The sequence below is a fragment of the Roseicella sp. DB1501 genome (assembly GCF_013112485.1).
Classification (GTDB): Bacteria; Pseudomonadota; Alphaproteobacteria; order Acetobacterales; family Acetobacteraceae; genus Paracraurococcus.
Window position 1 is genome coordinate 19,547 of record NZ_JABFHG010000010.1, and the last position, 13,280, is coordinate 32,826.

The window sequence follows — 13,280 nt, forward strand, 5'->3', positions numbered from 1 at the left end:
GGCGAAGATTGTCGCAACGTGAAGCCGCGTGACAGGGGCGTGACTCCCCCTCCGGCGCCTGCTGTGTGACGAGTGACGGCCTGAGGCGTTCCTTCACCATCACCTGGCAGTATCCGGCCCGATGCCCTTCCTCCTGCCGCAGCTCGCGGCGACCTCCAGCACCGCGACCCGCCCCCGGGCGGTGGTCGCGCTCGCCGCGGGCACGCAGCCGGCCGCGCTCGCGCGCTGCCTCTGCGCGCTGTCGCTGCAGCGGAGCGGGAACGGGCTCTGGCTGGCGCCGGGCGCCTTCGGCGCGGTCGTGGTGCCGGACGGCCCGGTCGCGCCGGTGCGGGAGGTGCTGCAGGGCCTCGGCCCCTCCCTGCCCTTCCTGGTGAGCCTCGCCCCGCCGGTCGCGGCGCGGGACGCGGCGCTGCGCAGCGCCCTCGCCCAGGCCGCCGAATGGGCCGGGCCCGAGACGCCGGTGCTCACCACCCTGGCCGAGGCAATTCCGGAGCCGCACTGGCTGGAACGCGCCATGGCCGGCCTCGCCGGCGGCGCCGATGCGGTGTTCGGCGAGGCGGTGCCGCCGCCCGGCACGCCCGACCCGGCGGCCCGCTACGCCGCCCTGCTCGCCGCCCTCGCGGCGCGGCTCGATCCCGATTCGGCCGATCCGGCGCCGCCGCATGGCCAGGAGACGGCGGCGAGCTTCGCCCTCCGCGCCGGGCTGCTGGCCTGCATCGGCGGCATGCCGCCCGGCGCGGAGGGCTTCGCCGGCCTGCCGGCGGCGCTGCGGCGGCAGGATGCCCGCCTCCGCCATGTCGAGGGCATGCGGGTCGAGGCGGTGCTGCCGCCGGCGCCGATCGAGCCCGTCCTCGCCTGGCGCCGCCGGGTGCAGGCGCGCCGCGCCCTGCGCGGCTTCTGGCGGAAGGGGACCGGCCTCGTCGCGGCCGAGACGGCGGCCTTCCGGCGCTGGGCGGTGCGTCTCGGCCTGCCGGCCGGGGCGCTCGGCAATGCGCTCGCCACGCCGCATTTCGGCGAGGCCTGGGCCGCGGTCGAGGCCGCCAGCCCGGTGCTCGCCGCGGCGCTGCGCCTGCCGCCGGCGGCGCTGCCGCGGCAGATCCGCCTGGCGCGGCTGCTGCTCGGCCTCACGCCCCGCCAGCCGCAACCAGAAGGGACGGCATAGGGCAATACCTCAGCGCGCCGGCCGCGGCGTTCCCTGCACCGCGCCAGGTGGCAGGGCCAGGCTGCGATAGCCGGCCGGCGCCTCGAAGCGGGCCGGGTCCTGCCGGCCATAGGCGACCGAGACCGCCTCGACCGTGCCGCTCCGCTCGCCGGCCGTGCCGCTGCTGCGGAGCATGACGCCATCCGCCGTCAAGCAGGTCTCGCCCCGCGCCTGGCCGTCCTCGTAGTGCCAGACGGTGCAGGCGAGGCCGGCGATGGTGGCGCTGCCGCCGCGCGTGAAGCGGGCATTGGCCGGCGGCTCAGTCGGCAGCAGCGTGCCGCCGGCGGCCGGCGGCACCTCCACCACCGCGCGCTCGCGCTCCATCACCAGCAGCATGCGCTGCGCCTTCTGGTCGATCACCGAGAAGCCCTGCATGCCCGGTGCCTCGACGCGCAGCTTCCGCGCCCCGGCCAGCCAGGCCATCTGCAGGCTGCGGCCAGTGGCCTCGCCGCTGGTCACGCGATAGGTCACGGCGACGTCGCGGCTCGGCTGCAGCAGCGGCCGTTCCTGCGCCGCCACGGGCGGCGCCGCCAGAGCCAGCAAAGGCGCCAGCAGCGAGGGGACCTTCGGGCGCCGGCGCATCAATCCTCCTGGGTGCGCCGGGCCAGCACCTCGCGCTTGCCGACATGGTTGGCGGGGCCGACCACGCCCTCCTTCTCCATCTGCTCGATGAGCTTGGCGGCGCGGTTGTAGCCGATGTTGAGATGGCGCTGGATGAAGGAGGTGCTGGCCTTGCCCTCGCGGCTGACGAGGTCGACCGCCTGGTCGAACAGGCTCTTCTCCGAATCCGAGGCGCCGGCGATGCCGGAGAGGGAGAGGCCGTCGCCGCCCTCCTCCTCCTCGGTCTCGGTGACCTCCTCGACATAGGCCGGCTCGCCCTGCGCGCGCAGGAACTCGACCACCTTCTCGACCTCGCCATCCGAGACGAAGGGCCCGTGCACGCGGCTGACCCGGCCGCCGCCGGCCATGTGCAGCATGTCGCCCTGGCCGAGCAGCTGCTCGGCGCCCATCTCGCCGAGGATGGTGCGGCTGTCGATCTTGCTCGTCACCTGGAAGGAGATGCGGGTCGGGAAATTGGCCTTGATGGTGCCGGTGATGACATCGACCGAGGGCCGCTGCGTCGCCATGATCACATGGATGCCGGCGGCGCGCGCCATCTGCGCCAGGCGCTGCACCGCGGCCTCGATCTCCTTGCCCGCCACCATCATCAGGTCGGCGACCTCGTCGATGATGACGACGATCATCGGCAGTGGCACCAGGACCAGCGGCTGGTCCTCGAAGACCGGCTTGCCGGTCTCCGGGTCGAAGCCGGTCTGCACCCGCCGGGTCAGCACCTCGCCGCGCCGCCGCGCCTCGCCGACCTTCTCGTTGTAGCCTGCGATGTTACGGACGCCGAGTTGCGACATGGCGCGGTAGCGGCGCTCCATCTCGCGCACCGTCCATTTCAGCGCGCCGATCGCCTTGGGCGGCTCGGTCACCACCGGCGCCAGCAGATGCGGGATGCGGTCATAGACCGAGAGCTCCAGCATCTTCGGGTCGATCATGATGAAGCGGCACTCCTCCGGCCCGAAGCGCCAGAGGAGGGAGAGGATCATGGTGTTGATGGCGACCGACTTGCCCGAGCCGGTGGTGCCGGCGATGAGCAGATGCGGCATGCGGGCCAGGTCGGCGATGACCGGCAGGCCGCCGATATCCTTGCCCAGCGCCAGCGGCAGCCGGCCGGGATGCCGCTGCCAGTCCTCCGAGCCCATCATCTCGCCGAAATAGACCGTCTCGCGCTTGGCGTTCGGCAGCTCGATGCCGATGACGTTGCGCCCTGGCACGGTCGCGATGCGCACCGCGGTGACGTGCATGTTGCGGGCGATGTCGTCGGCGAGGCCGATGACCCGGGCGGATTTGGTGCCCGGCGCCGGCTCCAGCTCGTAGAGCGTGACCACCGGCCCGGGATTGATGCCGGCGATGCGGCCGCGGACGCCGTAATCCTCCAGCACCTGCTCGAGCAGCCGGGCATTGGCGCTGAGCGCCTCCTCGCTCGGCCGGCCGACGCGCTTGGCCGGCGGCTCCTGCAGCAGCTCGAGCGGCGGCAGCCGCCAGGGCTCCTCGCCGAGCAGGGGCTGCACCTCCTGCCGGGCTGGCCTGGCGGTGCGCGGCGGCGGCGCCGGGGCGGCGATGCGCGGCGGCGCCCGCTCTGCGGGACGCGAGGCGGCGGCCTCCTCCGCCTCGGGCTCCGGCTCGCGCGCCGGTCGCGGCGGCGGGACGCTCGGGGCCCGCGCCGGGCGGCGCTGCTCGGCCGCCGCATCGGCGGCGCGCAGCACCGCGGCGAGATCGGGTGCCGGCGCGGCCGGCCGCCGCACCCGCCAGCGCAGCACGCGGCCGAGCGGCCGGCCCAGCCGGGCGAGCAGCCCCGCCGCGCCGCGGGCCCCGGCACCGCCGGCCCGCGTCAGGCCGGTGGCCGAGTCGCGGGCGGCGCGGCCGACCCGGACCCATTCCGCCGGCGAGAGGCCGAGGGCGGCGATGGCCAGCAGCAGGGTCACCGCCAGCAGCGTCACGCTCGCCACCAGCCCGCCGAAGGGCCCGAGCAGCGCCTCGGCCGTGTCGTGCAGGGCATGCGCGGCGATCGTCCCGCCGGCGCCGCCGGGCCCGGCGCTGGCCGGGGCCGGTAGCGGCACCAGGGTCAGCGCCGCGCCGCCGATCGGCAGCGCCGCGAGCAGCGCCGCCAGCCGGGCGGGGAAGAGGCTGAGGCCGCGATGCGTCGCCAGCCGCCAGGCCCAGGCGAGCAGCGCCAGGCCAGGCAGCAGCCCCGCCCAGCCGAAGCCCTGCAGCAGCAGGTCCGACAGCACGGCGCCGGCCGGGCCGGCGAGGTTCGTCGCGGCCCGGGTGGTGGCGGTGGAGAGCGAGGGGTCGGCCGGGTCGTAGCTGGCGAGCGCCACCAGCAGGGCGAGGCCGGTCAGGCCGCAGACGAGGCCGAGGACCTCGAAGAGGCGCCGCCGGATCGCCGCCTTGACGGCGGGCGAGGCGAAGCGGCGGACCCCGGAGAGTTGGGACGAGGACATGGAGGCGCGGGTCGCAGACATGGGCGCGGCGAGGATCCGGCTGGAAGGAGACGCGAAGATTAACCCGCAACGCCCTGAGAAAGCGAGATGTCGTCCGTGCCGGCCCCGAATCTAACGCGGCGCCGCGGTGGGGCCCGGACGCAAGACGGGGCGCCGGCCGCCAGGCCAGCGCCCCTCATCCGGCATCCCCCCGATGCGGCGATCAGAAGATCTTGCTGAGGGTGAAGAGCACCCGCCCCTCGCAGATCCGCTGCCCGCCCGTCGCCCGGTCGGCCACCGGCGCGCATTCGTTCTTGCTGATGTTGGTGTCGTACCAGGCGACCGTCGCGGTCACGCCCCAGTAGATCTCGCGCGAGATGCCGATGGAGTACCAGAGATAGTCCGGCGTGCCGAAGAAGGGGTTCTTCTGGATCCACTGATAGCCGAGCCGGCCGGAGGCGGTGAGCTCAAAAGGCAGGGTCACGTCGACGCCGCCCTCGACGTAATGGCCGGTGCCGGAGCGGCCGAAGAAATTGGGCGAGTAGTTGTAGGCGGCCAGGATCTTCACCGGATCGATGGTGTAGTTCGCCTTGACCGCGATCTCCTGATACTCGTTCAGCTGCGTGCCCGGCGCCTTGTCCTGCCCCGGATAGGTGTAGCCGATATAGCCGATGTCGAAATTGATGCCGCCGAGCGCGAAGCGGTAGCCGGCCATCAGGTCCAGCTCCTGGCGGGTGTCGTTCCAGGGGTTGGCGAGGAATTTCGCGTTCGAGAGGAAGGCGCCGACATAGACGCCGCTCTCGTGCTGCACGTCGAGCGTCGCCTGATAGGCCCAGTTGTTGCGGGTCTGGCTGATCCCGCGGAACAGGTAGTCGTTCGAGATCGCCGGCGTCGTCGTCACGGTCAGGCCGAGCGAGTCGATCTGCTGCTGCGCCGCGGCCGGCAGGCTGGGCAGGACGAGCGCGGCGGCGGCGAGGGCCGCCCCTCGCAGGAAGGCGGCGGGCCGCGTCAGCAGCCCGGACAAGTCGATCATGATTCCCTGGTCCCTGTATCGGTTGGAACGGCGATCCGTTCGGCTCAGGCAACTTTCCCGGCTGCCAAAAAAAGGGAGGGGGTCCGGCCCCCTCCCCCGCATGCCGGGCTCAGGCGATGCGTTCGCCGTGCTGGGTGACGTCGAGCCCTTCCCGCTCCTCGTCCTCGGCCACGCGCAGGCCGACGATCACATCGGTGATCTTGAGGAGGATGAAGGTGCCGATCGCCGAGTAGGCAAAGACCGCCGCGGTCGCTTCGAGTTGGATGATGAACTGGTCGAAGCTGCCCGAGACGCCCTCCGGCGCCGCCGTGGTGGCGGAGAGCGCGCCATAGGCGAAGACGCCGGTCAGCAGCGAGCCGACGATGCCGCAGACGCCATGCACGCCGAAGGCGTCGAGGCTGTCGTCGTAGCCGCACATGTGCTTCAGCGCGGTGGCGCCCCAGAAGCCGGCGAGGCCGGCGACGAGGCCGATGATCAGCGCCGGGACCGGCAGGACGAAGCCCGAGGCCGGGGTGATGGCGACGAGGCCGGCCACCGCGCCCGAGATCGCGCCGAGGACGCTCGGCTTGCCCTTCGTCGCCCATTCGGCGAAGAGCCAGGACAGGGTCGCGGCGCCCGCGGCGATCTGCGTGACGAGCATGGCCATGCCGGCACGCGCGCCCGCGCCGCCGGCCGAGCCGGCATTGAAGCCGAACCAGCCCACCCAGAGCAGGCTCGCGCCGATCACCGCCAGGGCCAGGTTGAAGGGCGACATGTTGTCGTGCCCGTAGCCCAGCCGCTTGCCGAGGGTGATGGCGCAGATCAGGCCGGCCACGCCGGCATTGATGTGCACGACCGTGCCGCCGGCGAAGTCGAGCGCGCCGAGGCCGAAGATCCAGCCATTCGGGTGCCAGACCCAGTGGGCGACCGGGCTGTAGATCAGGATGGTCCAGAGGATGTTGAAGATCACCAGCGCGCTGAACTTCATCCGGTCGGCGAAGGCGCCGGTGATGAGGGCCGGGGTGATGATCGCGAAGGTCATCTGGAAGGTCAGGAAGACGGTCTCAGGGATGGTGAAGGCCACCGCCGCATCGCCCGTGCCCAGAGTGAAGGGCTTGTCCCAGTTCTCCGCGACCCCGCTGAGGAACAGCTTGGAGAGGTCGCCGACATAGGCGTTGCCCTCGCCGAAGGCGAGGCTGTAGCCGATGATGCTCCAGACCACCGTCACCAGCGCGGTGATGGCGAAGCTCTGCATCATGGTGGCGAGCACGTTCTTCTTGCGGACCATGCCCGCGTAGAAGAGCGCCAGGCCCGGGATGGTCATCATCAGCACCAGGGCGGTGGAGGTGAGCATCCAGGCGGTGTCGCCGGTATCGATCTTGGGGCCGTCGTCCTGCGCCAGGGCCGGCGCGGCAGCGAGCAGCGCCAGGCCAAGGCCGGCCAGCACGCGTGCGGGCATCCTCATCGTGTGATCCTCTGTTCGTTCTGGGAGTTTGGCGGCCCTAGAGCGCCGCCTCGTCGGTCTCGCCGGTGCGGATGCGCAGCGCCCGCTCGACATCGAGGACGAAGATCTTGCCGTCGCCGATCTTGTCGGTGCGGGCGGCCTTGGCGATCGCCTCGCACACCGCATCGGACAGGTCGGCGGGAACCACCACCTCGATCTTGATCTTTGGCAGGAAGCTGACCTGGTACTCGGCCCCCCGGTAGATTTCCGTCTGTCCCTTCTGGCGGCCGAAGCCCTTCACCTCGGTCACCGTCAGCCCCTGCACACCGAGCGGAGTGAGCGCGTCGCGCACCTCGTCCAGCTTGAAGGGCTTGATGAATGCCATCACCAGCTTCATCGGCCCGCATCCCTCCTGCGTATCCGGCAGCGGCACCTTTCAAATCCCGTGCCAATCCCACGCTGCCGGCCCGCCGGCCGCACCGCCCGGCGAGCGGGGCCGATGGCGGATGGCAGCGGGGGTCGCCGCCTGCGGCAGCGCTGCTCGCCTCCCCCCCTCCCCCTCTCTCGCGAGGTCGCATCGATGCCTGCCAAGCTTGCAGCCGGGCAGATTCATGCCGTTTTCGCAACCACACCTTTTGCAAGCGGGGGCGGCAACGGCAGTCCGAGGATATGCCGGCTTTCGGGTCAGATGCCCGCTTGTTGGGCAATGGCGGAACGGAGGGTCACGCTTGACCGCCCCCGGCGGCGATGGGAGGAACCGGCATGACATCCGCCTCCGACGTCGCAGTCTGCATCCTGGGCGCGGGCCCGGTCGGCGCGACCCTGGCCGCCACCCTCGCCACCGCCGGCCTGCCGACCGCCGTCGTCGACACCCAGCCCCTGCCGCCGATGGAGCTGCAGGATTTCGACGGGCGCGCCTATGCCATCGCCCTCACCTCGCAGCGGCTGCTGCAGGCGGCCGGCATCTGGGAGCGGCTGCCCGAGCGTCCCTGCCCCATCCTCGGCATCCGCGTCGCCGATGGCCGGCCGGGCCAGCCGCCCTCGCCCCTCGCCCTGCATTTCGACGCCGCCGCGGTCTCCGACGAGCCCTTCGGCTACATGGTGGAGGCGCGCAGCCTGCGCGTCGGGTTGAATGCCCGCCTGCCGGGCATGGCGCATCTCAGGGTCTTCGCGCCGGCCAGGGCGACGGTCGAGCGCCGCACGGAGGGCGCCACCATCCGCCTCTCGACCGGCGAGACGCTGACCGCACGCCTCGTCGTCGCGGCGGAAGGGCGCAACAGCCCGCTGCGACGCCAGGCCGGCATCCGCACCGCGGTGCTCGACTACCACCAGATCGGCATGGTCGGCGCCTTCGCGCATGAGGCGCCGCACCGCAACATCGCCCTCGAGCAATTCCTGCCGAACGGCCCCTTCGCCCAGCTTCCCCTTGCCGGGCCGGGCGGCTTCGGCAGTGCCGCCTTCCCGCATGCCTCGGCCTTCGTCTGGGCCGACCGCACGGCCATCGCGCAGCGGATGCTGGCACTCGACGAGGCCGCCTTCGGGCGGGAGCTGGCGCGGCGGCTCGGCCCGCATCTCGGCGCCATCCGGCCGATCGGCCGGCGCTGGTCCTATCCGCTCTCGGCCCTGCTGGTGGAGCGCTGGACCGACACCCGCCTCGCCCTGATCGGCGACGCCGCGCATGGCGTGCACCCGATCGCCGGCCAGGGGCTCAACCTCGGCTTCCGCGACGTGGCGGCGCTGGCCGAGGCGGTGATCGAGGCCTGGAGCCTCGGCGCCGATCCGGGCGCGCCGGCGGTGCTCGCCCGCTACCAGGCGCGGCGGCGGCCGGACACGCTGCTGATGCTCTCCGGCATGCACGCGCTGGAACGGCTCTTCGGCAACGACATCGCGCCGGTGCGCTGGGCCCGGCGGCTCGGCATCGCCGCCGTCGACCGGCTGCCGGCGCTGAAGCGCGGCTTCGCCCGCCAGGCCATGGGGCTGGGGCCGGGCGTCACGGGCCTCCTCGCCGGCCAGCCGCTCATGCGGGCGGGCTGACCGCCGGCGGCAGGCAGGCCGCGGCCAGCAGGGCGAAGGCGCGGGCGCGGTGGCTGATCCGGTGCTTCGCCGCCGGGTCCATCTCGCCGAAGGTCTCGGCCTGGCCCTCGGGGAGGAACATCGGGTCGTAGCCGAAGCCGCGGGTGCCGCGCGGCGGGTGCACCCACTGGCCCCGCACCACCCCCTCGAAGCCCTCGGCATGGCCGTCCGGCCAGGCGAGGACGAGGGCGCAGGTGAACCAGGCCGCGCGGTCGGCATGGGGCGCGGCCAGCGCCGCGACCTTCGCCATCGCCATGGCGTAGTCCCGCCCGCCCCCCGGTTGCTCGGCCCAGTCCGCGGTGCGCACGCCGGGATCGCCGCCGAGCGCGGCCACCGAGAAGCCGCTGTCATCGGCCAGCGCCGGCAGGCCGGCGGCGCGCGCGGCCGCCAGCGCCTTGATCCCGGCATTGCCGAGGAAGCTGTCCTCGGTCTCGGCGGGCTCCGGCAGGCCGAGCTCGCCGGCCGAGACCACCTGCATGCCGTGCGGCGCGACCAGCGCCGCGACCTCGCGCAGCTTGCCGGCATTGTGGCTGGCGAGCACCAGCCGCCCCGGCGCCAGCCGCCGATGCAGGCCGCCCGCTGCCTCGGCCCCGGGCATCAGCCGATCCCGGCCGCGGCGCGCTGCAGCCGGAAGAGCTGGTCGGTGCCCTGGCGCGCGAGCTTCAGCAGGGAGAGGAGCTGCGCCTCGGAGAAGGGCTCGCCCTCGGCCGTGCCCTGCACCTCGACCAGCCCGCCGCGGCCGGTGAGGACGAAATTGGCATCCGTCTGCGCCTTGCTGTCCTCGTCGTAGTCGAGGTCGAGCACCGGCTCGCCCTGCCAGATCCCGCAGGAGACGGCCGCCACCTGGTCCTTCAGCGGCATGCTGGAGAGGACGTTCATCTTCATGCAGTGGCGGAAGGCGAGGTGCAGCGCCACCCAGGCGCCGGTGATGCTGGCGCAGCGGGTGCCGCCATCGGCGGTCAGCACGTCGCAATCGAGGGTGACGGCCATCTCGCCCATCGCCTTCAGATCCGTCACCGCGCGCAGGCTGCGGCCGATGAGGCGCTGGATCTCCTGCGTCCGGCCGGACTGCTTGCCGCGCGCCGCCTCGCGGTCGCTGCGGGTGTGGGTGGCGCGCGGCAGCATGCCATATTCCGCCGTCACCCAGCCCTGGCCGGTGCCGCGCAGGAAGGGCGGCACCCGGCTCTCGACCGAGGCGGTGCAGAGCACCTCGGTGTTGCCCATGCGGATGCGGCAGGAGCCCTCGGCATGGCGGGCGATGCCGGGCTCGAGGATGACGGGGCGAAGGGCGTCGGGCGCGCGGCCGGAGGGACGGGTCATGCGGCGCGGCCTAGCATGGGGGCGGAAGGGCGCGAAGGGGCGCGGGCTGCCCGGGCGGGGCTGCGGGTTTCGGACAAATACCCCCTCGCATGGGCGGAGAGGCGGGATTCGGACAAAGGCCCCGGTCCGGATCGCGGCGATGGACGGAGGCGGCCAGGGCGGAAGACGCCGCGCAGAATCGGGCAAAGGGTCGGGCGGCGGCGGCAGGCCCGATGCCGGGCCGCGCCTGCCCGCCCGCCCATGCCACATGCCGACAAATCCCGGCCCCGCTCTGCGGAAGGACCGGCCGACGGGGCGGGAGCGGTGGCGGGCGGTCCTGGGCCATGGGCGGCGGCTCCGGCATCAGCCCGCGGAACATAAGAGGAATATTGTTTCGTTTCAAGGACGACCACCCGCCGCCTTTCGCGGCGGTTGCACGCCTCGCCACGACACTTGACTATTCTCAGCATCGCAACGCCGTGGAGGCTATGGACCGCGCGACGGCAACTTCCCTGGCCAGCACGACGATCAGCGCCTGCGCGGTCGCCGGCCTGGCCTGGATGGGCGGCGGCGTGCCCAGCGTGCTCGCCGCCGGCATCGCCGGCGGTGTCGCCGACCGGGCCGCCGGCCGCCTCCTCGGCGAGGTGCGGGACCGTCTCGCCCGGCTGCGCGGCCTGCCGGCCAACCACGACGTCGCCCGCGGCGTGCGGCAGGCGCAGATCCAGGCCCTGGACCGCGTCATCCGCGACTTCGCGGCGCGCCGCCCCGATGCCGACCCTGCCTTCGCCGAGCGCGCCCTCGCCTTCTGCCGGGAGGTGCAGGGCCATGCGCTGGGGGCGGAGGTCTCGGTCAACGAGGACCTGACCGCACCGCTCGGCGCCGCCATCCAGGGCATCCTGGCCGGGCCGGGCACCGGCCTCGCCTCCGCCACCGTCGCCGAGCAGATCGCCGGCATGGTCGAGACGGCGGTGCTGGAGGAGTTGCGCGCCCGCCTGGCCCCGCAGCCCCTGCCGCCGGCCTTCGAGGCGCAGTTCCGCCACGGCGCCGATGCCCTGCCGCGCTTCCTCGACGCCTATGGCGCGCATGTGACGAAGGCGATCTCGCAGCCCGGACCCTTCCAGGCGATCTTCACGGCCGGCGCGCTGGCGCGGATCGAGGGGCTGGGCTTCGACACGGCGGAGGGCGTGCAGGCGCTGGCCGAGCGCTTCGGCGGCATCGAGGCGGGGCTTGGCCGCGTCGAGGACGCCCAGGCGCGGGAGGCGCGGTTGGCGGCGGCGCGCCATGCCGAATTGCTGGCCGCCATCGCCCGCGACAAGGGCGTGCCGCATGACGTGCTGCGGGCGCTGCTCGCCCGCATGGGCGAGACGGGCGTGGCCGAGGCGGCGATCGAGGCCCGGCTGGCGGCCAAGGCGGAGGAGTATGTCGCCCTCCGCGCCGAGTTGGACCGTCGCGGCAATGACCGGCCGGAAGCCGCGGCGGCCCGGGCCAGGGCGAGCCGGTTGCTGGACACCGGCGACCTCGACGCCGCCCGGGCGGTGCTGGCGGAGGGCCGCGGCCGGCTGCGGGCGCTGCGGGAGCAGACGGCGCGGGAGGAGGCCGGGCTGGCGGCGGAGGAGGCGCAGGTCGCCGCGCTGGCGCTGCGCTATCGCGAGGCGGCGGCGCTGTACGAGGAGGCGGCGGCGCTGGTGGGGTTCGATGCCGAGGCGGCGTGGGGATACCTGCTGCTCGCAGCGGACAGAATGCAGGCCCAAGGAGGCGAGTATGGTGACAACCCGGCGCTTCGCGAAGCGCTCGTCACCTATGACCGAGCCCTGTCGCTGGCACCGCGGGCGGTCCGTCCGCTCGACTGGGCGACGACGCAGAATGATCTTGGCAACACGCTGGCGAGGCTCGACGAGAGCGGCGACGAAGCAGCGCTGCAGCGGGCGGTGGCGGCTTACGGGGCGGCGCTGGAGGAACGCACCCGCGAGCGTGCGCCACTCGCCTGGGCGATGACGCAGAACAACCTCGCCAACGCGCTACTGGCGCTCAGCGGGCGCGGCGACGAGGCGGCACTGCCACGGGCGGTGGCGGCCTACGGGGCAGCGCTGGAGGAGCTCATCCGCGAGCGTGTGCCACTCGCCTGGGCGATGACGCAGAACAACCTCGGCAACGCGCTGCTGACGCTCGGTAAGCGCGGCGACGACGAGGCCCTGCCACTGGCGGTGGCGGCCTATGGGGCGGCGCTGGAGGAACGCACCCGCGAACGTGTGCCGCTCGACTGGGCGATGACGCAGAACAACCTCGGCAACGCGCTGCTGATGCTCGGTGAGCGCGGCGACGAGGCCGCGCTGCAGCGGGCGGTGGCGGCCTATAGGGCGGCGCTAGAGGAACGCACCCGCGAGCGTGCGCCACTCGCCTGGGCGACGACGCAGAACAATCTCGGCAACGCGCTGCTGGCGCTCGGTGAGCGCGGCGACGAGGCGGCGTTGCCGTGGGCGGTGGCAGCCTACGAGGCGGCGCTGGAGGAACGCACCCGTGAGCGCGTGCCGCTCGACTGGGCAATGACGCAGAACAACCTCGGCAACGGGCTGGCGACGCTCGGCAGGCGCGGCGACGACGAGGCCCTACGACGGGCGGTGGCGGCCTACAGAGCGGCACTGGAGGAACGCACCCGCGATCGTGTGCCGCTCGACTGGGCAACGACGCAGAACAACCTCGGCAACGCGCTGCTGATGCTCGGTGAGCGCGGCGACGACGAAGCCCTGCCGCGGGCGGTGGCGGCCTACGAGGCGGCGCTGGAGGAACGCACCCGTGAGCGCGTGCCGCTCGACTGGGCAATGACGCAAAACAATCTCGGCAACGCGCTGCTGATGCTCGGTGAGCGCGGCGACGACGAAGCCCTGCCGCAGGCGGTGGCAGCCTACGAGGCGGCGCTGGAGGAACGCACCCGCGAGCGCGCGCCCTACCGCTGGGCACGGACAACGGCAAACCTTGCCCTGGCCGAGGCGAGCCTCGCCGCCCAACACGGTGAGCCGGCCCGGCTGCGACGCGCGCTGCTGCATGTCGAGGGCGCTCTGGAGGAATACACCCGGCTCGACGCGACCTACGACATGGACATCGCAACCCGCCTGCGCGACAGGCTCCGCGCCGAACTGGGCGAGAACTGATCCACGGGGCTGGCCGTCCTGCCGCCTTCAGGCAGCGCCGGCGGACGCCGCGGCGGCGATCCGGGCGGCC

At 73.3% G+C, this 13,280-nt stretch carries 10 protein-coding genes; 3 read left to right on the top strand and 7 right to left on the bottom strand.

Features of this window, described 5'->3' with window-relative positions; translation table 11 throughout:
- Positions 1-121 precede the first annotated feature (121 nt).
- Positions 122-1,162, top strand: coding sequence for a hypothetical protein (locus tag HJG45_RS19000; protein WP_171613932.1), 1,041 nt, complete (start codon positions 122-124; stop codon positions 1,160-1,162).
- Positions 1,163-1,171: 9 nt separating this feature from the next.
- Here HJG45_RS19000 and HJG45_RS19005 read toward each other — a convergent pair whose 3' ends face one another.
- The 5 genes from HJG45_RS19005 to HJG45_RS19025 all read right to left on the bottom strand — a co-directional run bounded on the left by HJG45_RS19005 (position 1,172) and on the right by HJG45_RS19025 (position 7,086).
- Entirely contained in the window at positions 1,172-1,783 is a 612-nt protein-coding gene (locus HJG45_RS19005) for a DUF4412 domain-containing protein (RefSeq protein WP_171613934.1), read from the bottom strand.
- Positions 1,783-4,275, bottom strand: a complete 2,493-nt coding sequence (locus tag HJG45_RS19010) for a DNA translocase FtsK 4TM domain-containing protein (protein WP_254452637.1) — start codon at positions 4,273-4,275, stop codon at positions 1,783-1,785. The genes HJG45_RS19005 and HJG45_RS19010 overlap by 1 nt, the downstream gene beginning before the upstream one ends.
- Before the next feature lie 181 nt (positions 4,276-4,456).
- Positions 4,457-5,266 carry a TorF family putative porin gene (locus HJG45_RS19015; protein WP_171613936.1) on the bottom strand — a complete coding sequence of 270 codons (810 nt, stop codon included), beginning with the start codon at positions 5,264-5,266 and terminating at the stop codon, positions 4,457-4,459.
- Positions 5,267-5,375: 109 nt separating this feature from the next.
- Entirely contained in the window at positions 5,376-6,710 is a 1,335-nt protein-coding gene (locus HJG45_RS19020) for an ammonium transporter (protein ID WP_171613938.1), read from the bottom strand.
- A gap of 37 nt (positions 6,711-6,747) precedes the next feature.
- Complete coding sequence (locus tag HJG45_RS19025; protein ID WP_171614311.1) at positions 6,748-7,086, bottom strand: P-II family nitrogen regulator; 339 nt, start codon at positions 7,084-7,086, stop codon at positions 6,748-6,750.
- 365 nt (positions 7,087-7,451) lie between these two features.
- Between HJG45_RS19025 and HJG45_RS19030 the strand changes: the two genes are divergently transcribed.
- A complete protein-coding gene (locus HJG45_RS19030; protein ID WP_171613940.1) occupies positions 7,452-8,723 on the top strand; it encodes an FAD-dependent monooxygenase in 1,272 nt (423 codons plus the stop codon).
- Here HJG45_RS19030 and HJG45_RS19035 read toward each other — a convergent pair.
- Positions 8,707-9,360 carry a non-canonical purine NTP pyrophosphatase gene (locus HJG45_RS19035; protein ID WP_171613942.1) on the bottom strand — a complete coding sequence of 218 codons (654 nt, stop codon included), beginning with the start codon at positions 9,358-9,360 and terminating at the stop codon, positions 8,707-8,709. The genes HJG45_RS19030 and HJG45_RS19035 overlap by 17 nt on opposite strands.
- Positions 9,360-10,082, bottom strand: a complete 723-nt coding sequence (gene rph, locus HJG45_RS19040; RefSeq protein WP_171613943.1) for a ribonuclease PH — start codon at positions 10,080-10,082, stop codon at positions 9,360-9,362. Before rph ends, HJG45_RS19035 begins: the two co-directional genes overlap by 1 nt.
- A gap of 467 nt (positions 10,083-10,549) precedes the next feature.
- Here rph and HJG45_RS28445 point away from each other — a divergent pair, with 467 nt between their 5' ends.
- Positions 10,550-13,210, top strand: a complete 2,661-nt coding sequence (locus HJG45_RS28445) for a tetratricopeptide repeat protein (protein ID WP_217362974.1) — start codon at positions 10,550-10,552, stop codon at positions 13,208-13,210.
- The last annotated feature ends 70 nt before the right edge of the window (positions 13,211-13,280 follow it).